The sequence below is a fragment of the Streptomyces sp. SBT349 genome (assembly GCF_001083795.1).
Classification (GTDB): Bacteria; Actinomycetota; Actinomycetes; order Streptomycetales; family Streptomycetaceae; genus Streptomyces.
Genome location: NZ_LAVK01000091.1, coordinates 1 through 23438, shown reverse-complemented (window position 1 = coordinate 23438; position 23438 = coordinate 1). Strand labels below are relative to the sequence as shown.

Annotated in this window: 16 protein-coding genes; 13 read left to right on the top strand and 3 right to left on the bottom strand. The window is 72.8% G+C overall.

Going from position 1 to position 23438, the window contains the following annotated elements; all coding sequences use genetic code 11:
• Positions 1-72: 72 nt before the first annotated feature.
• Both ADY01_RS13965 and ADY01_RS13960 read left to right on the top strand, forming a co-directional pair.
• A complete protein-coding gene (locus tag ADY01_RS13965) occupies positions 73-1536 on the top strand; it encodes a CYTH and CHAD domain-containing protein (protein WP_049571700.1) in 1464 nt (487 codons plus the stop codon).
• A 59-nt stretch (positions 1537-1595) separates the two neighbouring features.
• Positions 1596-3521: a TIGR03960 family B12-binding radical SAM protein gene (locus ADY01_RS13960; protein ID WP_049571697.1), complete on the top strand. Its 1926-nt coding sequence runs from the start codon at positions 1596-1598 to the stop codon at positions 3519-3521.
• Between the two features lie 182 nt (positions 3522-3703).
• Here the strand turns inward: ADY01_RS13960 and ADY01_RS41555 are convergent, their stop codons facing one another.
• On the bottom strand, positions 3704-3865 hold the full coding sequence (locus tag ADY01_RS41555; RefSeq protein WP_159001192.1) for a hypothetical protein: 162 nt from the start codon (positions 3863-3865) through the stop codon (positions 3704-3706).
• Between the two features lie 11 nt (positions 3866-3876).
• On the opposite strand from ADY01_RS41555, the gene ADY01_RS13950 reads away from it, so the two are divergent.
• The 10 genes from ADY01_RS13950 to ADY01_RS13905 all read left to right on the top strand — a co-directional run bounded on the left by ADY01_RS13950 (position 3877) and on the right by ADY01_RS13905 (position 19279).
• The gene (locus ADY01_RS13950; RefSeq protein WP_049571692.1) at positions 3877-4401 is read left to right on the top strand and encodes a DUF6879 family protein; all 525 of its coding nucleotides are present in this window, start codon (positions 3877-3879) and stop codon (positions 4399-4401) included.
• 429 nt (positions 4402-4830) lie between these two features.
• Positions 4831-5376, top strand: coding sequence for a GNAT family N-acetyltransferase (locus tag ADY01_RS13945; RefSeq protein WP_049571689.1), 546 nt, complete (start codon positions 4831-4833; stop codon positions 5374-5376).
• 120 nt (positions 5377-5496) lie between these two features.
• On the top strand, positions 5497-6258 hold the full coding sequence (locus ADY01_RS13940; RefSeq protein ID WP_078900288.1) for a TIGR03936 family radical SAM-associated protein: 762 nt from the start codon (positions 5497-5499) through the stop codon (positions 6256-6258).
• Positions 6259-6455: 197 nt separating this feature from the next.
• Entirely contained in the window at positions 6456-10346 is a 3891-nt protein-coding gene (locus ADY01_RS13935; RefSeq protein ID WP_049571682.1) for an Rne/Rng family ribonuclease, read from the top strand.
• 207 nt (positions 10347-10553) lie between these two features.
• Positions 10554-10874 (top strand): 50S ribosomal protein L21, encoded by a 321-nt coding sequence (rplU, locus tag ADY01_RS13930; protein WP_049571680.1) that lies wholly within the window; start codon positions 10554-10556, stop codon positions 10872-10874.
• A gap of 14 nt (positions 10875-10888) precedes the next feature.
• Positions 10889-11149, top strand: a complete 261-nt coding sequence (gene rpmA / locus ADY01_RS13925) for a 50S ribosomal protein L27 (RefSeq protein ID WP_049571678.1) — start codon at positions 10889-10891, stop codon at positions 11147-11149.
• 122 nt (positions 11150-11271) lie between these two features.
• A complete protein-coding gene (obgE, locus tag ADY01_RS13920; protein WP_049571676.1) occupies positions 11272-12711 on the top strand; it encodes a GTPase ObgE in 1440 nt (479 codons plus the stop codon).
• A gap of 171 nt (positions 12712-12882) precedes the next feature.
• Positions 12883-14388 (top strand): SDR family NAD(P)-dependent oxidoreductase, encoded by a 1506-nt coding sequence (locus tag ADY01_RS13915; protein WP_420715700.1) that lies wholly within the window; start codon positions 12883-12885, stop codon positions 14386-14388.
• Positions 14385-16490: a hypothetical protein gene (locus tag ADY01_RS13910; protein ID WP_049571672.1), complete on the top strand. Its 2106-nt coding sequence runs from the start codon at positions 14385-14387 to the stop codon at positions 16488-16490. The genes ADY01_RS13915 and ADY01_RS13910 overlap by 4 nt, the downstream gene beginning before the upstream one ends.
• A 5-nt stretch (positions 16491-16495) precedes the next feature.
• Entirely contained in the window at positions 16496-19279 is a 2784-nt protein-coding gene (locus tag ADY01_RS13905) for a CDP-glycerol glycerophosphotransferase family protein (protein ID WP_324612922.1), read from the top strand.
• Positions 19280-19331: 52 nt separating this feature from the next.
• On the opposite strand, the gene ADY01_RS13900 is transcribed toward ADY01_RS13905, so the two are convergent.
• Positions 19332-20519, bottom strand: coding sequence for an acyltransferase family protein (locus tag ADY01_RS13900; protein ID WP_063784220.1), 1188 nt, complete (start codon positions 20517-20519; stop codon positions 19332-19334).
• A 64-nt stretch (positions 20520-20583) separates the two neighbouring features.
• Here ADY01_RS13900 and ADY01_RS13895 point away from each other — a divergent pair, with 64 nt between their 5' ends.
• A complete protein-coding gene (locus ADY01_RS13895) occupies positions 20584-21270 on the top strand; it encodes an alpha/beta family hydrolase (RefSeq protein ID WP_049571669.1) in 687 nt (228 codons plus the stop codon).
• On the opposite strand, the gene ADY01_RS13890 is transcribed toward ADY01_RS13895, so the two are convergent.
• The gene (locus tag ADY01_RS13890) at positions 21260-23398 is read right to left on the bottom strand and encodes a hypothetical protein (RefSeq protein ID WP_049571666.1); all 2139 of its coding nucleotides are present in this window, start codon (positions 23396-23398) and stop codon (positions 21260-21262) included. The two genes, ADY01_RS13895 and ADY01_RS13890, sit on opposite strands and share 11 nt — an antisense overlap.
• Positions 23399-23438: the final 40 nt, after the last annotated feature.

Genomic DNA, 23438 nt, shown 5'->3' with positions numbered 1-23438 from the left:
GCCCCCCGCATGGCCGCCCCGGTCCTGGGCATGTGAAAAGGACGAAATGACCCAGGGTGGGCGACACGCGTGATGGACACCACGACCGAGACCGAACGCAAGTACGAGGCCGCGGCACCGCTGCCCGAGCTGACCGGGGCCGGCCCCGTCACCTCGGTGCGCGAGCGGGAGCCCCTCTGTCTGACCGCCGTCTACTTCGACACGGACGACGGCCGGCTGGCGGCCGACGGCATCACGCTGCGCCGCAGAGCGGGCGGCCTGGACGACGGCTGGCACCTGAAGCTGCCGGTCGCCGCCGACGTCCGCGAGGAGATCAGGACCTCGCCGTCCGGCGAGCCCCCCGAAGAGCTCCTGGCGCTCGTGCGCTCCCGCGTGCGCCGCCGGCCGCTGCTGCCCGTGGTCACGCTGGAGACCGAACGGGCCCCGCGCGACCTGCTGAACGCGGCGGGCACCGTGCTGGCCGAGCTGACCCTGGACCGGGTGACGGCCAGGGCGCACGGGCCGGTCGCGCACTGGACCGAGGTCGAGGTCGAACTGACCGAGGCCGGCGACGCGGGCGTCCTCGACGCCGTGGAGGCGCGCCTGACCGAGGCGGGCCTCACCCCCTCCCCCCACGCCTCCAAGCTGGCCCGGGCCCTCGCCGAGACCGGCGCCCCCCGGCCCGCTCCCACCCGCGTGGAGGGACCGGCCGACGGCACCGCGGGCGCCCACGTCCTGGCGTACGCGGGCCGCCAGCTGCGCGCCATGGTGGAGCTCGACCCCGCGGTGCGCCGCGCCGCGCCCGACTCCGTGCACCGGATGCGGGTGGCGACCCGGCGGCTGCGCAGCTGCCTGAGGTCCCAGAAGGACGTGCTCGACCGCATGCTGACCAGGCCGCTGGACGAGGAACTGCGCTGGCTCGCCGCCGGACTCGGCGTCGAGCGGGACCGCGAGGTCATGGCGGGACGGCTGGCCGCGCGCCAGGCCGAGCTGCCGCCCGAGCTGAGGCTCGGCCCCCTCGGGCAGCGCCTCGCCAGCCACTTCACCCCCTCCGCCCCGGTCAGCGGCGTGGCCTCCCTGCTGGACGAGGAGCGCTACCTCGCCCTGCTGGACGCCCTCGACCTGCTGCTCGCCGCCCCGCCGCTGCGCAAGCCCGCCGCCAAGCCCGCCGCGAAGGTGCTGGCCCGCTCCGTGCGCCGCGACCGCGCACGGCTGGCGGAGCGCGTCGAACACGCCCTCGCCGCGCCCGAGGGCGAGGAGCGGGACCTCGCGCTGCACGGGGCGCGGAAGGCCGCCAAGCGGGCGCGTTACGCCGCCGAGACGGCCGTCCCGGCCCTGGGCAAGGAGGCGGACCGGCAACGCAGGGAGTTCCGCCGGGTGCAGCGGGTCCTGGGGGAGCACCAGGACAGCGTCCTGGCCCGCGAGGCGCTGCTGAGGATCGCGGCCGAGGCGCACGCCGCGGGGGAGCCGTCGTTCGCCTACGGGCTGATGCACGCGCGCGAGACGGAACTGGCCCACGGCTGCGTCCGGCGCCTCGCGCAACTGCGGGTAGGCTGAATGGTCCCGCCTGGGCCCGGCCCAGAAGCTCCTGACGTCTCTCCGAAAGACGGCACGCCATGCCCATCGAGTCGGTCTTCCCGCGCCTGGAGGCCCTCCTCCCGCATGTCCAGAAGCCGATCCAGTACGTCGGCGGCGAGCTCAACTCCACCGTCAAGGACTGGGACTCCTGCGACGTCCGCTGGGCGCTGATGTACCCGGACGCCTACGAGGTGGGGCTGCCCAACCAGGGCGTCATGATCCTCTACGAGGTGCTCAACGAGCGCGAGGGCGTGCTCGCCGAGCGCACCTACAGCGTCTGGCCCGACCTGGAGAAGCTGATGCGCGAGCACGGCGTTCCCCAGTTCACGGTGGACGCGCACCGCCCGGTCGGCGCGTTCGACCTGCTCGGCGTCTCCTTCTCCACCGAGCTCGGCTACACCAACCTGCTGACCGCCCTCGACCTCGCGGGCATCCCGCTGGAGGCCGCGGAACGCACCGAGGACCACCCGGTGGTGGTGGCCGGCGGGCACGCCGCGTTCAACCCGGAGCCCATCGCCGAGTTCATCGACTGCGCGGTGGTCGGCGACGGCGAGCAGGCGGTGCTGGAGATCACCCGCATCGTGCGGGCGTGGAAGGACGAGGGGCGGCCCGGCGGGCGCGGGGAGCTGCTGCTGCGCCTGGCGCGGACCGGCGGCGTCTACGTGCCCGCGTTCTACGACGTGGAGTACCTGCCCGACGGCCGCATCGCCCGCGTGGTGCCCAACGCCCCCGGGGTGCCGTGGCGGGTGGCCAAGCACACCGTGATGGACCTGGACGCCTGGCCCTACCCCAAGCAGCCGTTGGTGCCGCTGGCAGAGACCGTCCACGAACGGATGTCCGTGGAGATCTTCCGCGGCTGCACGCGCGGCTGCCGGTTCTGCCAGGCGGGCATGATCACCCGGCCGGTCAGGGAGCGTTCCATCACCGGCATCGGCGAGATGGTGGACAAGGGCCTGGCGGCCACCGGCTTCGAGGAGGTCGGCCTGCTGTCGCTGTCCTCGGCCGACCACAGCGAGATCGTCGACATCACCAAGGGCCTGGCCGACCGGTACGAGGAGGACAAGATCGGCCTGTCCCTGCCCTCGACCCGGGTGGACGCGTTCAACATCGACCTGGCCAACGAGCTGACGCGCAACGGCCGCCGCTCCGGGCTGACGTTCGCGCCCGAGGGCGGGAGCGAGCGGATCCGCAAGGTGATCAACAAGATGGTCACCGAGGAGGACCTGATCCGCACCGTCGCCACCGCCTACGGCAACGGCTGGCGCCAGGTGAAGCTGTACTTCATGTGCGGCCTGCCCACCGAGACCGACGAGGACGTGCTCCAGATCGCGGAGCTGGCCACCAAGGTGATCGCCAAGGGCCGCGAGGTCTCCGGGGCCAACGACATCCGCTGCACCGTCTCCATCGGCGGCTTCGTGCCCAAGCCGCACACCCCGTTCCAGTGGGCGCCGCAGCTGTCCGCGGAGGAGACCGACGCGCGGCTGGCCAAGCTGCGCGAGGCGATCCGCGGCGACAAGCGGTACGGGCGTTCCATCGGCTTCCGGTACCACGACGGCAAGCCCGGCACCGTCGAGGGCCTGCTCTCGCGCGGCGACCGGCGCGTGGGCGCGGTGATCCGCGCGGTCTACGAGGCGGGCGGGCGCTTCGACGGCTGGCGGGAGTTCTTCTCGTACGAGCAGTGGATGGCGTGCGCGCGGGCCGCGCTGCCGCCGCAGGGCGTGGACGTCGCCTGGTACACCACCCGCGAGCGCGCGCACGAGGAGGTCCTGCCCTGGGACCACCTGGACTCGGGGCTCGACAAGGACTGGCTGTGGGAGGACTGGCAGGACGCCCTGGACGAGACGGAGGTCGAGGACTGCCGCTGGACCCCCTGCTTCGATTGTGGCGTGTGCCCGCAGATGGACACCGCCATCCAGATCGGCCCGACGGGGAAGAAGCTGCTGCCGCTCTCGGTCAAGAAGTAGCGCGGAGCGTACCGCTCCCTGTTCCTCGGCACGATCCGGGCATCGTCTCGGCGGTCGAGTGGGTGGAGGCGACAGAGGCGTCGTTCCGACAAAGTGAAGGTCGTGCAACCAGGCGCAACGCGCTCGACAGGGAGGGACGCCATGGCCTCACGGTTCGTCGGTAAAGATCCCGAGTCCGGAGATCACGGATCACCCGCTGTGTGGGTGGACCAGGAGCCGAGGGATCTGGTGATCCAGGGGTGGACGGCAGACGAGCGGACCACGGGCGAGAGCTCGCGGGATGTGCCGATCCCCGGGCACGAGTCGGTGATCAGGATTCCGAAGCGGATGATCCCGCTTCTCACGGAGGCGCTCCGTGTCGCAGAGTCTGACTGACTTCTCCGACCTCATCAGGTCGGCGCGGGAGTCAGCCGTGCATCTTGAGCTGCGCGACACGTACGGCGTCGAGAACGAGATCGAAGGCTTCGCCGCATGGAAGCAAGGCCGCCGGCTCGACCCCGAGGACCGGGATTCGTGGTGGCGTCCCTGGCTCGACCTCGTGCAGGAGGACACGGCCAAGGGTGTTGTCATCCGACGTGCCCGCATCGTCTCGGAGCCCGTCACCGATTACATCGCCTTCGAGCACGCGGGCACCTTCACGAACGTGGCGGCCGGAGAGCAGATCCGCTGGCTGCCGCGTCGCAGCGCCTCGGACCTTGCCCTGCCGGGCAACGACTTCTGGTTGTTCGACGGCCGCCTCGTCCAGTTCAACGTCTTCGACGGAGTCGGCCGGTGGGTCCATACCGACCAGACGGAAGACCCTGCCGCAGTTGAGCTGTGCGCGTCGGCGTTCGAGGCGGTGCGAGAGCGAGCCATCCCGCACGAGAAGTACGCCGTCTGATTCCTGACCGGTCAGCCAGTGAGCAAGAGGTGCACGCCCGGTACCGCGAAGCCGTGGCCGCGTTCCCTGCGAGCGAGGTGCCCCCGGTCCAGAGGGCGCACTGGCTCGCGAAACCGCCCTCGCTGATCAGAGGGACATGGGAGGAGCCGAAGGAAGCCGGCGAGTGGCTGGGCCTCCAGCTGGCGGAGTTCGCACCCCGGTTCGCCTCTGAGCAGGATCGGGAAGTGACCAGGCCGGTTCTCCTGGTGAAGGCCGCAGTCGAGCGGCTGACCTGGGGAGGAGACCTATCCGTCGGCCACTACCACCGCGTTGCTCCTGACCTGCCCTGTCCGGGCCCGGCAGACCCGCGGATGACAGCGGCCCACCGTGAAGTAGCCGGTGGGTGGGGGTCGAGTTGCTCCGGGAGGCGGGCTGCCGCAGGATGAGGCGGTGCCTGAGCTCGTCCTTCCCACCACCGATGTCCACACGTCCTTCCTCGAAGCCGTCAAGGAGTGGCAGGCGGAGGGGCGGGGCGTCGCGGGTGACAACTCGATGCTCGCCCGCGACATCGAGATCTTCGGCCCCCGCTGGAGCGATCCGTCCGTCTTCGACACCTATGTCCGGCGCACCATCGCGGACGGCATGGAGGAGTCGCCGCGCCCGGTCGGGTTCGTGCCCTCCACCGTTCTGTGGTATGTGACGGATCACACATTTCTCGGTCGGCTCTCCATCCGCCACCGGATGACCAGGCGGCTCCTCGACTGGGGCGGGATCATCGGCTATGACGTGCGGCCCTCCGCCCGCCGCCGCGGGCACGCAACCGCCATGCTGAGGGCCTCGTTGCCCGTGGCCCACGAGCTGGGGCACGACCCGGTGCTGCTGACCTGCGACGAGGACAACGTGGCCTCCCGCAAGGTCATCGAGGCGTGCGGCGGGGTCTTCGAGGACCAGCGGGCGGAGAAGCTCCGGTACTGGATAGCCACCTCGGGCACGTAACCTGGGAGTAAGCAACGGCCCGAAGCCGGGCCCCGAGGTATCCATACGAGGGACTGAAGAGCACTGGGCAAGCGACAGCCGGTAGGTCCGCCGCCCGCGCCCGCGGTGCAGCGCATCCGGATGCGGTACACCAAACGGGGGCGCCTGCGGTTCACCAGCCACCGCGACTTCCAGCGCGCCTTCGAGCGGGCGCTGCGCCGTGCCGGGGTGCCGATGGCGTACTCCGCGGGGTTCACCCCCCACCCCAAGGTGTCCTATGCCAACGCGGCGCCGACCGGCACCGCCAGCGAGGCGGAGTACCTGGAGATCGCCCTGTCCGCGCCGCGGGACCCCGCGGAGCTGATGGCGCGGCTCGACGCGTCGCTGCCCGCCGGGCTCGACATCGTGGAGGTGGTGGAGGCCCGCACCGGTGACTTCGCCGAACGGCTGATCGCCTCCCGCTGGGAGCTCAGGCTCGACGGCGTCGAGCCCGCGACGGCCGAGAAGGCGGTCGGCGTCTTCCTCGCGGCCGAGGCCGTCGAGGTGCGGCGGCAGACCAAGAAGGGCCTGCGCACCTTCGACGCCCGCTCGGCCGTGGTCTCACTCGAAGAGACGGCAGGCGGGTCCGATGGGCCGGGCCCTCACCCTTGTGCGATACTGCGCCTGGTAGTACGGCATCTCACACCTGCCGTGCGACCCGACGACGTCCTGTCCGGTCTCCGCGCTACGGCCGACCTGGCGCCGCCGGTCCCCGCAGAGGTGACCAGGCTGGCGCAGGGGCCGCTCGATGAGGAGTCCGGCACGGTGACCGACCCGTTCGCGCCTGACCGCGACGCTGCCGAAGCCGCCCTGACCAGGGCCGCCGGACAGCAGGCCGCGGCGGTGCCGGGGATCACCGGATAGCGATGCCGTTGCTGCGCCGCCGAACCGCCAGGTGCCAGGGAGCCACTCGGGTCCGGCTGTTCCGGGCGACGCACCGACCAGGAGACTTTCGCCGAAGCCGGGCCAGGGAGGTCCGGAACCGGCGAGCGATACGACAGCTCCCGAGCGGCGCCCGCACTTTGTGAGGCGCCCGGGAGCGTGACGGGAGAACCGCCCGCATGCACGAGTCCAACGAGTCCGTTTCCACGGACCCCACGACCAGGAACACCGACAACGACGACGGCGCCACCCCGAGCGCCACGCTCCCCCCGCGCAGGCGCCGCGCGGCATCCCGCCCGGCGGGGCCGCCGGTGAAGGAGCCGGTGAAGGAGCCGGTGAAGGAGCCGGCCCCGGCGAGCACCGAGGCCGCGGCGGAGCCCGCGCCCGCCACCAAGCGGCGGCGCGCCACCCGGGCGACGGCCGAGGCCGTCGAGGAGGCATCGGCCGAGGTGCCGACGGCCGATGTCACCGTTACGGAGATCGACCCCGAGCCCGCGCCCGCGAAGCGGCGGCGCCGTGTGACGCGTGTCGCGTCGGCGGCGGAGGAGCCCGCGGCCGAGGCCGCGACCCAGGCTCCGGCGGCCCCCGAGGCCGCCGCCGAGGCCGAGCCCTCGCCGCCGAAGCGGCGCAGGCGCGCGACGCGTTCCTCGTCCGCGCCCGAGGCGGTCGGGGAGGCGCCGGCCGAGGTGCCGGCGGCCGTGACCGAGGTCGCGGGCGAGCCGGCGCCCGAGCAGCAGCAGGCTCCCGAGCCCGAGGGCGCCCCGGCGAAGCGCCGGAGGCGCGCGACCAGGGCCACGTCCGCGCCCGCGTCCGACACCGCGCTCGCCGTAGCGGCCGACGCGGACACCCCGGCCGCCGAGGCCGAGGCCAAGGCGGAGGCCGCGCGGGAGCCGGAGACCACCGAGCAGCCCGCGGCCGAGGCCGCGCCCGCGAAGCGGCGGCGTCGTGTGACGCGTGTCGCGTCGGCGGCGGAGGAGCCCGGGGCCGAGGCGGAGCCCGAGGCCGACGCGGAGGCGGAGGCGTCCGCGCGGCGCGAGGCGGCCGAGGCCGAGGCCGAGTCGCCCGCGGCCGAGGCCGCGCCCGCCAGGCGGCGCAGGCGCGCCACCCGGGGCACCGCGACGCCTGAGCAGGCCGAGCAGGCCGAGCAGGCCGAGGAGAGTCCGCGGGCCGGGGGCGAGGAGGCCGCGCCGCGGCGCCGGCGGCGTTCCGCCGCCCAGGGCGCCCAGGGCGCGCCCGAGCCCGTTCCCGCGAACACCGACGAGAGCGATGTCCCGTTGCCTCCGGCCGTGCCGGTGGCGACCGTCTTCCAGGCGCCGGTCTTCCAGGCGCCCATGTTCCAGACGCCCCAGCGGGCCGCCGAGGAGGCGGTGCGTGGCGTCGCCGCTGAGCCGGTGGACGAGGACGTGGAGGAGGACGAGCCGGAGGCGGAGCCCGAGGACGTCGAGGAGGAGCTCGCCGACGCCGCGGACGAGGACGAGTCGCAGGCCGACCGGCCCCGCAGGCGCCGCCGCGGTGGCCGCAGGCGCCGTCGGGGCGAGACCGCCGAGCGCGCGGCCGAGGCCGCGGGTGGCACGCGGGCGCCCGAGGCCGAGGCCGAGGACCGCTCCGCGGACGAGGACGAGGACGGCGAGGAGGCCGAGCCGGCCGAGGAGGCCGCGGGCGAGGCCGACGACCAGCAGGAGGGCTCGGGCGGCTCGCGCCGCCGCCGTCGCCGCAGGCGGCGCAGCGGCGACTCGGGTGACGCGGGCGACTCCCGCGAGGCGGCCCCGGGCGGCGACGACCCGGAGCGCACCGTCGTGAAGGTCCGCGAGCCGCGCAGGCGGCGGGACGGGACCTCGGAGAGCTCCGACGGCGTGCAGTCGATCAAGGGCTCCACGCGTCTGGAGGCGAAGAAGCAGCGCCGCCGCGAGGGGCGTGAGCAGGGGCGGCGTCGTGCGCCGATCATCAGCGAGGCCGAGTTCCTGGCGCGCCGGGAGTCGGTCGAGCGGGTCATGATCGTCCGGCAGAGCGGCGAGCGCACCCAGATCGCCGTCCTGGAGGACGACGTCCTGGTCGAGCACTTCGTCAACAAGGAGCAGTCCTCCTCGTACGTCGGCAACGTGTACCTGGGCAAGGTGCAGAACGTGCTGCCGTCGATGGAGGCGGCGTTCGTCGACGTCGGCAAGGGCCGCAACGCGGTGCTCTACGCCGGCGAGGTCAACTTCGAGGCGCTCGGTCTGGGCCACGGTCCGCGCCGCATCGAGGCCGCCCTGAAGTCGGGGCAGCCGGTGCTGGTGCAGGTCACCAAGGACCCCATCGGCCACAAGGGCGCCCGGCTGACCAGCCAGATCTCACTGCCGGGCCGTTACCTGGTGTACGTGCCCGAGGGGTCGATGACCGGGATCAGCCGGAAGCTGCCCGACACCGAGCGGGCGCGGCTGAAGCAGGTCCTCAAGAAGATCGTTCCCGAGGACGCGGGCGTCATCGTGCGCACCGCCGCCGAGGGTGCGAGCGAGGAGGAGCTGACCCGGGACGTCGAGCGGCTCCAGGCGCAGTGGGCGGAGATCCAGAAGAAGGCCAAGAAGGGCAACGCGCCCTCGCTGCTGTACGGCGAGCCGGACATGACCGTCCGGGTGGTGCGCGACATCTTCAACGAGGACTTCTCGAAGGTCATCGTCAGCGGCGACGAGGCGTGGGAGACCATCCACGGCTATGTCTCGCATGTGGCGCCGGACCTGGCGGGGCGCCTGTCCCGGTGGACGTCGGACGTGGACGTGTTCGCCACGTACCGGATCGACGAGCAGCTGATGAAGGCCCTGGACCGGAAGGTGTGGCTGCCGAGCGGCGGCTCGCTGGTCATCGACAGGACCGAGGCCATGGTCGTCGTCGACGTGAACACCGGGCGGTTCACCGGCCAGGGCGGGAACCTGGAGGAGACCGTCACCAGGAACAACCTGGAGGCGGCCGAGGAGATCGTGCGCCAGCTGCGGCTGCGTGACCTCGGCGGCATCATCGTGATCGACTTCATCGACATGGTGCTGGAGTCCAACCGGGACCTGGTGTTGCGCAGGCTGCTGGAGTGCCTGGGCAGGGACAGGACCAAGCACCAGGTGGCCGAGGTCACCTCGCTCGGCCTGGTGCAGATGACCAGGAAGCGTGTCGGGCAGGGGCTGCTGGAGTCGTTCTCCGAGCCGTGTGTCCACTGCAACGGCCGTGGCGTGATCGTGCATGTGGACCATGTGCACGCGCCGGCCGGCGGGGGCGGCGGCGGGAAGAAGGGCCGGAAGCGTGGCAGGGGGGCGGCCGAGGAGCCCGGCCCGGTGGCCGCCGCCCGGCCCGAGGCGGAGGAGCCCGAGGAGTTCGCGGAGGCGGCCGGGCCCGCCGAGACGGCGGAGACGGTGGAGTCCGTCGAGCCGGTCGACCTCGTCGAGCCCGAGCCCGAGCCCGTGTCCGAGCCCGAGGCGGCTCCCGAGCCCGCGCCGCGGCGCAGGCGCCGGGTCGCCCGCAAGGCGAGCGCCCCGGCGGGTCCGCCGAGGACGGCGGAGGCGGAGGACGAGGCTGTGGTGACGGTCGTGGCCGCCGCCGAGCCCGAGGAGCTGTCCGTGCCCGAGGCGGCTCCCGAGGCCGTGCGGGAGCCCGAGCCCGCCCCGGCCCCGCGGCGGGGCAGCCGCAAGGTCTCCGTCCCGGCCGGGTCGCCGAAGAGCACCGCCGAGGAGCCCCCGGTGCTGGTCGTCGCGGCGGGTGAGCCGGAGCCTGAGCCGGGCGAGGAGCAGGTGCCCGTTCCCGAGTCCGAGACCGTCTCCGAGGCGCCGCCGCCCCGGAGGCGCGCGGTCCGCAGGGCCTCGGCGCCGGCGGGTTCGCCCGAGGGCTCGACGGAGGCGGTGGTGACGGTGGTCAGCACCGCGCCCGCGAAGAAGACGGCCAAGGCCGCGGCGAAGAAGACGGCGGCCAAGAAGACGGCGAAGAAGACCGCCAAGAAGGCCGCGGCCAAGAAGACCGCGAAGAAGGCCACGGCCAAGAAGTCGGCGAAGGCCACCGCGGCGGCGGAGCAGCAGCAGCCGCACTCGGTGTCCGCGACGACCGAGGAGTGAGCCGGAGACGGTGAGCCGGAGGCGTCGGCGGGGCGGCGAATTTGACCGCCTTGTCGGCGCCTCCGTATTCTTGGCGGTCGGTGTGTCAACGGACGCGCCGCGCCCCTGAGCGATCTTCCTCCCGCACCGCGTTTCCGCGACTGGGAGAGGCCGGGCTCGCCCGTTGCTGGCATCAGGGGCTCCGCATCGAGTGAGGGAGAGTTCCGCGTGTACGCGATCGTGCGCACCGGCGGCCGTCAGCAGAAGGTGTCTGTCGGCGACGTCATCGAGGTCGACCGGTTGTCGAGTGAGGTCGGCGACAACGTCGAGCTTTCGGCCCTGCTCGTTGTGGACGGCGAGACCGTCACCAGCGACCCGTGGGTGCTCGCCGGCGTGAAGGTTCAGGCCGAGGTGCTCGACCATCACAAGGGCGACAAGATCCGCATCCAGAAGTTCAAGAACAAGACGGGCTACCGCCGGCGGATGGGTCACCGTCAGCTGCACACCCAGCTGAAGATCACCGACATCCCCGCCCCGGCCTCGAAGTAAGGGACTGAGCACAGATGGCACACAAGAAGGGCGCGTCCTCCACGCGGAACGGGCGCGACTCCAACCCGCAGTACCTCGGCGTGAAGCGCTTCGGCGGCCAGCGGGTGAACGCGGGCGAGATCCTGGTCCGCCAGCGCGGCACCCACTTCCACCCCGGCAAGGGCGTGGGCCGGGGCAGCGACGACACGCTGTTCGCCCTCCAGGCCGGCGCCGTGCAGTTCGGCACGTTCCGTGACCGCAAGGTCGTGAACATCGTGCCGGTCGCCGCGCAGTAACCTCGCGCCACCGTCGAGGGCGGGCCAGCTTCCCGGCAGGGGAAGGCGGCCCGCCCTCGTGTTGTTTGTCCTGCGTACCGCTTTGTCCTCAGTACCGCGTAACCGAGTTCGGGAGAGCCGTCATGACCACCTTCGTGGACCGCGTCGAGCTGCATGTCGTCGCGGGGAACGGCGGCCACGGCTGTGCCTCCGTGCACCGGGAGAAGTTCAAGCCGCTGGGCGGCCCCGACGGCGGCGACGGGGGGCGCGGTGGAGATGTGGTGCTGGTCGTGGACCCGGATGTGACCACGCTGCTCGAATACCATCACCGCCCTCACCGCAAGGCGACCAACGGCAAGCCGGGCGGCGGCGGCAACCGGACCGGCGCGCACGGGCAGGACCTGGTGCTGCCGGTCCCCGACGGCACCGTCGTGCTCGACGGGCGCGGCGAGGTGCTCGCCGACCTGGTCGGCAGGGGCACCACGTTCGTCGCGGGCCAGGGCGGGCGGGGCGGTCTGGGGAACGCGGCGCTGGCGTCGCCGCGGCGGAAGGCGCCGGGGTTCGCCCTGCTCGGGGAGCCGGGCGAGGGGCGGGACATCGTCCTCGAACTCAAGACGGTCGCGGACATCGCGCTGGTCGGCTATCCGAGCGCGGGGAAGTCCTCGTTGATCTCGGTGCTCTCGGCCGCCAAGCCGAAGATCGCGGACTATCCGTTCACCACGCTGGTGCCCAATCTGGGCGTGGTCACGGCGGGGTCCACGGTCTATACCGTCGCCGATGTGCCGGGGCTCATTCCGGGCGCCAGCCAGGGGAAGGGGCTCGGCCTCGAATTCCTGCGGCATGTGGAGCGCTGTTCGGTGCTGGTGCACGTGCTGGACTGCGCCACGCTCGAACCCGACCGCGATCCCCTCACCGACCTCGATGTGATCGAGGCGGAGCTCGCCGAGTACGGCGGCCTGGACGACCGGCCGCGGCTGGTCGTGCTGAACAAGACCGATATCCCCGAGGGCCAGGATCTCGCGGATATCGTCCGCCCCGATCTGGAGGCCAGGGGGCTGCGGGTATTCGACGTCTCCGCCGTTTCCCGGAAGGGGCTGCGCGATCTTTCCTACGCGCTCGGCGGGCTGGTGGCCGAGGCGCGCGCCGCGAAGCCGGTGGAGGAGGCGACGCGCGTGGTGATCAGGCCGCGGGCGGTCAACGACTCCGGGTTCACGGTGACGGAGGAGGACGGCCTGTACCGGGTGCGGGGCGAGAAGCCGGAGCGCTGGGTGCGGCAGACCGACTTCACCAACGACGAGGCCGTGGGGTATCTCGCGGACCGGCTGAACCGCCTGGGCGTCGAGGACGAGTTGCGGCGCGTGGGCGCGCGTGAGGGCGACGGAGTGGCGATCGGGAGCGACGAGGACGCCGTGATCTTCGACTGGGAGCCGTCGCTGAGCGGGGGCGCCGAGATGCTGGGCCGCCGGGGCGAGGACCACCGTCTTGAGACGGTGCGGCCCGCGGAGGAGCGCCGCAGGGAGCGGGAGGCGCGGCGGGGGGACGGAGCGCAGCGGGAATTCGAGGAGTTCAACCCATTTGACTGAAATAAAGGGTCATGGGGTGATGCGGTGTACGTCGCAGGGTGACGTCGCGCTGTCGCAAAGCGATAACAGCGCACAACCGTTCATCCGATTTGGGGGTCAAGCTTCCACTGGGGTTAACCTTCTCCTCGCGTAGGCGACACTTCTTGACACCCGGCAGGAGCTTCCTTGACCATCAATCCCCCAGGCCCGTCCCCACACACCACCGCGGTCGTGCTGGCCGGTGGAACGGGTCAGCGCGTAGGACTTTCCATTCCGAAGCAGCTGATCAAGGTCGCGGGCAAGGCCGTCATCGAGCACACTCTCGCGATCTTCGAGGAGGCCGAGGACATCGACGATGTCCTTGTGATGATGGCCCCCGGTTATGCGGCCGAGGTGGAGAAGATCGTCGCCAAGGGGGGCCTGAGCAAGGTCACCCGCGTCGTGGAGGGCGGCGCCACCAGGAACGAGACGACGCGGATCGCCATCCGGGTGCTGAGCGAGGGGCTCGGCGAGGGCGAGGACCGCAAGGTCCTCTTCCACGACGCCGTGCGCCCCCTCCTCTCGCGCCGGGTCATAGCCGACTGCGTGGCGGCGCTGGACCGTTACCGCGCCGTGGACGTCGCCATCCCGTCGGCCGACACCATCATCGTCACGCGCACCCACGGCGAGGACGGCGAGTTCATCACCGATGTGCCGGACCGCTCGCGGCTGCGCCGGGGCCAGACCCCGCAGGCGTTCCGGCTCTCCACCATCCGCCGGGCCTACGACATAGCCGCGGGCGACCCCAACTTCCAGGCCACCGACGACTGTTCCGTGGTCCTGAAGTACCTGCCGGACGTGCCGATCCACGTGGTGGCGGGCGACGAGTTCAACATGAAGGTCACCCAGCCGGTGGATGTCTTCATCGCGGACAAGCTGTTCCAGCTCGCCTCCACCGCCGCGCCCGCCCAGTCCGCGGAGGACGCCTACCGCGAGCGGCTGGCCGGCGCGACCGTGGTCGTCTTCGGCGGTTCCTACGGCATCGGCAAGGACATCGCCGACCTCGCCGGGCGCCACGGCGCCACCGTCTACGCCCTGGGCCGTTCCACCACGGGCACCCACGTGGAGAACCAGGCGGACGTCTCCGACGCCCTCGCCAAGGCGTACGAGGAGACCGGGCGCGTCGACTACGTGGTGAACACCGCCGGGGTGCTGCGCATCGGGAAGCTGGCCGAGACCGACGACGCCGCCATCGAGGAGGCGCTCACGGTCAACTACCTGGCCCCGGTCCGCATCGCCCGCGCCGCCCACCGCTATCTCGCCGAGTCCTGCGGCCAGTTGCTGCTCTACACGTCGAGCAGCTACACCCGGGGCCGGGCCGAGTACAGCCTCTACTCCTCCACCAAGGCCGCCATGGTGAACCTCACCCAGGCGCTCGCCGACGAGTGGGCCGCCGACGGCATCCGCGTCAACTGCGTGAACCCCGAGCGGACCGCGACCCCGATGCGCACCCGCGCGTTCGGCGAGGAGCCCGCGGGCACCCTGCTCTCCTCCGAGGCCGTGGCCCGCACCTCCCTCGACGTGCTGCTCTCCTCGATGACCGGCCATGTCATCGACGTGCGGCAGCAGGACCCCACCGCGGACGCCAGCCAGGCCGGCTCGTTCGAACGGGCGCTGGCCGCCGCGATCCACTCCGAGGCGACCGGGGGGGTGGCATGACGGGAGGACTCGTCCGCAGGCTCGTCGGCGTCACGACGGGCACCGAGCTCACCGCCGCGCTGGTGATGGCCGTCAGCTACCCGCTGATGCTGGTCTCCGCGCTGCTGCCCGCCACCGGCGTGTTCGTCGCCGCCGCGCTGCTGTCCTACGCCGGTGACCACCTGCTGCACCGCGGCGGCAGCTATCTGCTGGTCAGGATGGGCAAGGCCAGGCTCGGCCTGACCGTCCGCTTCCTCGTCAGGCAGCTGCTGCTCGTTCTCCTGCTGGCCCGCACCGAGTGGGCGGGGGAGCGGCTGTTCTACGCGGCCGTCGTCGGGCTCCTCGCCTTCTACGCGCTCCAGGCGCCGCACACCGCGCTGATCATGGTGCTGCGCCGGATGCGCAGGCTGCCGATCGCCACCAGGAACATCGACCTGTCGAGCATGCCGGTGCCCGACGGGCCGCCGCGCTGGCTCACCCACCGCGCCGTGGAGAAGGTGCTGCACACCGAGCTGCCGCTGTTCGCCGGGCTGCTGGCCGCCGTCGCGACCGGCACCGCCGCCTTCGGGTACGGGGGCATCGCGGTGACGCTGCTGCTCGTGCTCGTCTACGCGGCGGCGCTGCTGCCGTTCCTGCGGGCCAAGCGGCTGCCGCCGCCGAAGGAGGAGGCGCTCGCCTGGTTCGACGGCTGGCTGCGCGAGTACCGGCCGGTCGTGGCGCTGTACTTCTCCGGCTCCAAGGACTCCGCCTACCAGGTCAACATGTGGCTGGACACCATGGCCGCCCTCGACGTCAGGACCGTGGTGATCCTGCGCGAGCGCGCCATCCTCAGCCGCCTGGGCACCACCACCGTGCCGGTCATGTGCGTGCCGAGCGCCGTGGACCTGATGAATCTCGACCTGTCGATGCTGCGCGTCGGGCTCTACCCGGCGAACGTCGGCAAGAACCTGCACCTGCTGCGCGTGCCCACCATGAAGCACGTCTTCATCGGCCACGGCGACAGCGACAAGATCGCCAGCATCAACCCCTACGCCAAGGCGTACGACGAGGTGTGGACCGCGGGGCGCGCGGGCCGCGACCGTTACATGCTGGCCGACGTCGGGGTCAGGGACGAGGACATCGTCGAGGTGGGGCGCCCTCAGCTGGCGTCCATCACCACCCGTTCCGGCCCGCTCCCCGGCCGCATCCCCACGGTGCTGTACGCGCCCACGTGGGAGGGCTGGACGGACGAGCCGGGCAACACCTCGCTGCTGCTGGCCGGGGAGAACATCATCCGCGGCCTGCTCGCCTCCGAGCGGCCGGTCAGGGTCCTGTACAAGCCGCACCCTTTCACCGGCTCGCGCGACCCGGAGGCCGGCGCCGTGCACCGGCGCATCGTGGCGATGATGGAGCGCGCGGCGGCCGAACGCGCCGCCGACCCGCGCTGGGCCGCCGTGGCGGCGGAGACGGCGGCCGAACGGGAGCGGGCGCAGGCCGCGCTCCGCGCGATGGAGGAGAGCGGAGGGCCGGGGCCCGCGCTCGCGGCCGTCTGGGACGACGCCTCCGTCTCCCGCGACGCGCTCACCCCCGCCGCCGAGGCGGCGGCCGAGGAGCGCGGGATCGCCGAGTGGAACGACACCTACTGGCGCTCCCGCGGCTGGTGGGAGCACCGCGTCGTCACCGGCCCGCGGCCGCTGCTGTTCGACTGCTTCAACGAGTCGGACGCCCTGGTCTCCGACATCTCCAGCGTCGTCTCGGACTTCATCGCCAGCGGCAAGCCGTACGCCGTCACCGACTCGGCCGCCCTGGGCGCCGAGGAGTTCAGGCGGCAGAACACCGCCGTGCGCGCCGCCGTGATCCTCTCCAACGACGCCGCGCGGCTCGACGAGCTGCTGGCCGCGGCGCACGACCCGGCGCACGACCCCACGGCCGTGGCGCGCGAGGAGCTGAAGCACTACCTCATCGGCCCCGACGAGCCGCCGTCGCAGGCGCGGTTCGCCGCCGCCGTGGCCCACCTCGCGGCCAAGGCCGAGGCGCGCAACGCGGCCCAGGGCGCCGTGGAGGCGTCCGAGGCGGCGTCCGTCTCCGCCGTGGCGGCCCCGGCGGAGTCCCCCCTCCGCCCCGTTCCCGCACAGGAAGGCTGAGCCCTGTGGCCCCCAAGAAGCCGGCCAAGAAGCCGGAAGACATGCTCCCCGCGGAGCTGCGGCGTTCCATGCACTGGCTCCCCGAGGCCACGGCCGAGGAGAGCGAGGCGTTCTTCGACGAGGCGGGCGCGTTCCTCGCCACCGCCGACGCCCGCAAGCTCGCCAAGCTGCCGCCGCTGATGCGCGTCAAATGGCAGCTCGCCCGGGAGCGGCGGCTCGCCGACCTGCTGACCGTGCTGCGCCACGAACGGGAGTACCGCGCCTCGTCGTTCTCCGTCTCGGGCAGGCTCCGCCCCCGGGTGGAGATCCCCGGGTTCGACACCGGCACCCTCCCCGCCGAGGTGGTCAGGCTCCGCCCGGCCGAGACGCCGGTGAAGGGCAAGGCCACCGAGGTCCTGTGGCGCGAGGAGAAGCTCGTCGTGCTCGGCTACGCCTTCGTGCAGAACGTCCCGGCCGACAGCGCGTCGCGGATGCCGCGCTTCGCCTGGCTGCGGCAGCAGGGCGCGCGCCGGCGCGTGCCCGTCCGGGTGCGCCCGCGCACCGAGCTGCGCGCCACCCGGGACTCGGCGCAGGCGCTGCATGGCTACGACGAGTCCGGCTTCGAGCTGGTCGTGGACCCCAGGAAGCTGCGCACCGGCGGGCGCTGGCGGCCCGGGGTCTGGCAGCTGACGCTCGCGCTGCCCTCGCCGGGCGTGGTGCGGGTGGGCTCGCTGGACAAGACCGACATCGGCAGCGCGGGCCACTCGCAGGCCAGGGAGCTGGCCGACGGCGTCCGGCTGATCGCGGGCTTCGCCGAGGAGCGGCTCCAGCTGACCGTCGACACCCCGGGCGCCGAGATCGCCGCCCACGAGCGCGTGGGCGACGCGCTGCGGCTGCGGCTGCACGTGCCGGCCACCTCGGAGGGCAGGGCGCCCACCCGGCTGCTGGTCGAGCACAAGGGCGGCTCGTTCACCAAGGCGTATGACGTCGGCCGGGGCGAGGGCGGCCCCGCCGTCGACATCCCGCTGGCCGACCTCTCGGTCGCCGAGTCGGCGACCGCGCCCACCCAGGACTTCATCGCCACCCTGGAGTTCCCCGGCGGCGAGACCCGCAGGGCCACCGTGCGCGCCGGGTTCGCGCCCGGCCAGTACCCGGCGCCCGAGGGGCGCGAGGTCGCGGTGACGACCGACGGCCCGGGGCTGCTGAAGCTGCACGACCGGGTGCGGCAGGCCGTCGTGGACGAGCTGCGCTGGACGGCCGGGGGCGAGCTCGAACTGCGCGGCGCGTACACGGGCGACGCCGACGGGCTCGAACTGGTGCTGCGGCACGGCAAGTACATGGAGGAGAAGGCCCTCCCGTTCACGTGCGAGGACGGCCGTTTCACGCTGCTGATCGCGCCGGACCGCATGGAGTCCTACGACGGGGAGCAGGAGCTCCGCGAGGGCCGCTGGTACCTGTCGTTCCGCGAGGAGGGCGAGGCCGACCGCTCGGGCGACGTGCCCGTCAAGCTGCGCGGCGACCTGGTGGACACGCTGCCGCTGACGCACCGGGGCGCGCACCGGACGTACACCGTCGAACGCCGCTTCTTCGACCGCGTCTTCCTGGCCGCCGGGTCCCCGCTGCGGGAGGAGGACCGCGGCAAGTACCGCCAGCGCAGGCTGCGCGAGCTGTATGTGCGGGACCGCGAGAAGCCGCTGCGGAACGCGGTGTTCTACAACTGCTACCACGGCCGCCAGTTCTCCGACTCGCCGCGCGCGATCTACGAGGAGCTGGTGCGGCGCGGCACGGACGTCGAGCACATCTGGGGGACCAACGACCGCCAGGCCGTGGTGCCCGAGGGCATGCGGACGGTGGAGTGGAAGAGCGCCGAGTGGCACGAGACGCTGGCCACCAGCCGTTTCCTCGTCAGCAACGTGATGATCTCGTCGTGGATCAAGCGGCGTGAGGACCAGCTGTTCATCCAGACCTGGCACGGCACGCCGCTGAAGAAGATGGGCGCGGACCTGCTGGGCACCTCCAAGGCGAACCCGGCGTACATCGCCACGCTGCCGGGGCGCTTCGAGCAGTTCGACTACCTGGTGTCGCCCAACGCGTTCACCACGCCGATCATGCGTAGCGCGTTCGGATTCCCCAACGAGATCCTGGAGACCGGCTATCCGCGCAACGACGTCTTCTACCGCGGGGACCGCGAGGAGATCGCCGAGCGGGTGCGGAAGACGCTGCGGCTGCCCGCGGGCAAGAAGGTGCTGCTCTACACGCCGACCTGGCGGGACGACCAGCGGTTCGGCACGGGCAAGAAGTTCAAGCTGGACCTCCAGCTCGACCTGGCCGAGCTGGAGCGGCGGCTGGGCGACGAGTACGTGCTGCTGTTCCGCAAGCACCCCAAGATGCTGAACAACATCACGGGCGCGCGCGACGGCTTCGTCCGCGATGTCGCGGCCTACGCGGAGATCTCCGATCTGTACCTCGTCTCCGACGTGCTGATCACGGACTACTCGTCCTCGATGTTCGACTTCGCGCACACCGGGCGGCCGATGGTGTTCTTCACCTACGACCTGGAGCACTACCGGGACACGCTGCGCGGCTTCTACTTCGACTTCACCGGCACCGCGCCCGGACCGCTGGTGAAGACGACGGAGGAGCTGATCGACTCCCTGCGGAGCCTGGACGTGGTGCGGAAGGAGTACGCCGACCGGTACGCGGCCTTCGCCGAGAGGTTCTGCGAGCCGGCGGACGGGCGGGCCACCGCGCAGGTCGTGGACCGGATGCTGGAGTGGGCCGAGGGCACGGGGCGCCCCCGCACGGGCTAGCCCCCGACCGGCCCTCCGGGCCCGCGGCCCCCGGCCGCGGGCCCCGCGCGTGTCAGGGGCGCTCTCCGGCTCCGGCGGCTCCGGTTCCGCGGGCTTCGGTTCCGCGGGCTCCGGCCGCGGGGGTGGGTGTGGGGGCGGCCGTGGGGCGGCGGAAGAACCAGGCCATCCCCGGCTCCATCACCGGCCGGAACGCACGCCTGACCGGCGGCGTGCACAGCAGCGTGACGCCCGCCGCCGCGACCACGGTGGTCAGCGGCAGCGAGGTCTGGATGTGCCGCATCACCTCGGGCTCGTACCAGTCCCAGGCGCGGGCGCCGGAGATCAGGAAGCCGTGCAGCAGATAGCCCGAGATGGTCCCCGCGCCCAGCACCGTGAACCAGGTGCGGCGGCCGGGGACCAGCGCGAAGAAGCAGACGGTGAGCACCACCGCGCAGCAGAAGAGCGCCAGCGTCATCGCCATCCCGGCCCACCACGCCTCGCCGAGCTCCTGTGCGGCGTCGCGGTGGTAGAGCCACTGGTACTCCATGCGCGGCGCGACGAGGTAGGCGACCAGCGCGGCGCCCGTGAACACCGGCAGCGCGAGCAGCCGGACGGCGCGGCGCCTGGCCAGGGCGAAGTGCTCGGGCCGCAGGACGAGGCCGAGCACGAAGAACGGGAGGAACTGGAGGACCCGCTGGAGCTGGAGGTCGTTGCCGAGCGAGGGCGACGCCGAGGCGGCGGCGGCGATGGCGAGGGAGAGCGGCAGCGGCCAGCGCACCGCCTGCCACACCGGCACGGTCAGCCGCCAGATCAGCAGCGCGAGCAGGAACCACATGAGCCACTTGGGCTCGAACAGGGGGATGTAGGTGTCGGGGTCGTCCTCCAGGCCCCGCATCCAGAAGACATACGCGAGCTGGAAGACCACATAGGGAACGGCGACCCCGGTGACCAGCCGCGCCACGCGCCGCGGGCTGCCGTCGAAGCCGCGGGAGAAGTATCCGGCGATGACGATGAACGCCGGCATGTGGAACGTGTACACCGTCATGTAGAGCGCCATGACGACGCGCGAGTCGGGGTGCAGGGGCTCCCAGGCGTGGGCGACCGCGACCAGCACGATGGCGAGGAACTTGGCGTTGTCGAAGAACGCGTCACGCCGCCGCGCGTCCGCGCCGGGTTCGGCGCCCCCCTGGGCCCTGACCTGCGTGTCGGCCTGGCGGGGGACGGCGGGGGTCTCCGTCGTCTGATGCGGGCTGCTTGTCACACCAATGCACCTTAACGGCAGGTGACGCCCGGGTGGCGTGCAGGGGCTGGAGGAGACTGGTCACATGACCCGCACCGTCCGCCCCACCCTTCACCCCACCCCCGCCGGTGACGCGCGCATCACCTGGCACCACGCCACCACCGGAACGGCCCGCGCCGTGCTGGCGCTCGGGCACGGCGCCGGGGGCGGGATCGAGGCGCCCGACCTCCAGGCGCTCGCCGCCCGCCTGCCGGCGCGCGGGATCACGGTCGCGCTGGTCGAGCAGCCGTGGCGCGTGGCCGGGAAACGGCTCGCGCCCCCGCCGCGCTCCCTGGACGCGGCCTGGACCGCGCTCTGGCCCGAGCTGGCGGCTCCCGGTCCTCCGGTCGTCGCGGGCGGGCGCAGCGCCGGGGCGCGCGTGGCCTGCCGCACCGCGCGCACGACCGGCGCGCACGCGGTGCTGGCGCTCTCGTTCCCCCTGCATCCCCCGGGGAAGCCCGAGAGGTCGCGGCTCGACGAGCTGACGGGGGTCGGGGTCCCGGCGCTGGTGGTGCAGGGCGGCCGGGACACGTTCGGGAGGCCGGACGAGTTCCCGCCGGGGACCGAGCTCGTCGTGGTGCCGGACGCCGACCACGGCTTCGCGGTGCGGGCGAGCGCCGCCCTGGGCCGCGAAGCGGCGCTGGCGGCCGCGGCCGCCAGCGCCGGTGAGTGGCTGGACCGGGTGCTGCCCCCGGCCCGCCCCGGCCGGGGCGCGACCCCGGTCAGCCGGTGATGCGCTGTCCTGACGGTCGCGGTATCGGCAGCTCCACGCCCGACTCCCCGGACGCCAGCCGCGCCTGGCGCGCCCGGCGGGCGTCGGCCTCCGCGCACAGCGCCCGCGTCGCCTCCCTGAACCTGACCAGCGAGGGCGGATCGGCCGGGCCGAGCAGGTACTCCTTCAGCCGGCCGCGCTCCTCGGCCCGGACGTCGTGCCCCGGGTCGGTCACGGATCGCAGCAGCTCCGGGATCTCACCCGCCTCGGGCGTGACGATGGCCGCCGCCCTGACCGTCGGGTTCGCCTCCCTGAACTCCCCCTCCGGGCGGCCACTGGTGTTGACCACCGCGTAGGGCTTGGTGCTGGCCAGGAAGTCGGCCGCCACGCTGGAGACGTCCGTGATCAGCAGGTCGGCCTGGTTGAAGCAGCTGTAGATGTCGGGCCGCGAACCGGTCAGGACCAGGTGCGCGTCACCGGGCTGCGCCGCCCAGAACGCCGTGCGCCAGGCCGCCGTCGCCTCCTCGACCCGTTCGGCCCTGCCGGGCTCGGGCGCGGTCTGCCGCATCATCCGCTCGACCTCGTCGGCGCCGGGCCGGAACACCCGTGAGGTCAGCCGGTTCAGCTCCTCGGAGCGCCGGGCCAGCTCGGCGCGGTCGCCCGAGAGCGCGCCCTGGTCCGCCCGCCCGGGGGCGGCCTCGGCCGAGGGCGGCGCGGGGGCGGGCGCGGCCAGCGTGCCGCGCTCGGGCTGCCTGCGCGCCGGACGGCCCGCGCCCGCCGCGTTGGCCTCGGTGATCAGCGCCCTGATCCTGAGGTCCGCCGCGCCCGCCTCCTTGTTCACCGAGCCGGTCATCGGGTGCGGCTTGTACAGCAGCCGCGCCCGCGGGTCGGCCAGCAGGGCGCGCACGATGTTCTCGCCCGCCAGGAGCACCGAGGTGTTGCCCGGGTCGTTCGTCCATCCCTCCCAGGTGGGCGCGTACAGCACCGTCACGCGCCGCCCCGGCTCGGGCGCCCCGGTCCAGGGCAGGATCGGCGCCAGCTGCGGGCGGCCCACCTCCACCACGTCCCGGTCGTCCACGCCGACGTCCGCCAGCGCGTACCGTTTCCTCGCCGCAGGGCCGGCCACCCAGACCTGGTCGTAGACCTTGGCGTACGGGTTGCAGCTGGAGAGCTTGTCGCTCTCGCCGTGGTTGGTGAACGCGTGCTTGATCGTCGGGATGCGCAGCACCTGCGACGTCTTGGGCGCGTTCGCCGGGTGCAGCAGCATCTTCAGCGAGGAGTGTTCGAGCAGCATCAGGTGCGCCACCCGCGGCAGGCACACGATGGGCACGTCCGTGGCGGCGATCTGCTGCACCATGCCGCGCTCGCGCAGCACCACCAGCGGCCTGCCCTCCAGCGCGGCCAGGGTGGAGAGCCACATGTTCGCCTGGTACGCGGTGCCCGAGCCGCCGGAGAAGTAGAGGCCGACGTCGGGCCGGTACTCCTCGATCCAGCCGCGGAACCACGACAGCGTCCGCTCCTCCGACGGCGCGCGCTTGCCGGGCATCAGCCAGGTGGCCAGGTACGCCACGCAGCCCCCGAACAGCGCCAGCGAGATCGCGACCCCGGTCAGCCCCCACACCGCCCGGTCGGTGGCCGCCGTCGTCAGCATGCCGAGCGTGCCGGGCACCGCGAGCAGCGGCATCCGGTGACCCGGCCGGATCAGCAGCCGCGGCGGGGCGGGGGAGAGCCGCAGCTCCGCGGTGTCGATGTTCCGCGTGACCACCGGCAGCGTCCGGGAGCGGCGGACCACCACGGCCAGCGCGCGGCAGGCGAAGTGCGCCGCGTAGGCCGCCAGGAGGCCGCCGACCATCAGCAGCCTGGCGACCGTGTCGATGCCGGAGAGGTGCGCGATGCCGAGCACGGTCAGCAGATCCCGCAGCAGCTGTCTGAGGCCCTCGTCGAGGTGCAGCCGGCCGAGCGCGGCGATGACGCCCGGCTGCCAGCGGCGCAGCGCGAGGTCGAGCGCGACGCCGAGCAGGGCGGAGATGAACAGTAACGGCGCGTTGGGGAGTTGGGCACCGATGAACTGGGCGGTATAGAGGCACGCCAGCGCCGCGAGTGCGCTCCACTGCGCACCACGGCTATGCCACGGTCCTGCGGACACGATCAGGCTCCGGTTCGGGGGGATCGGGGGAGGTGTTCCGGCG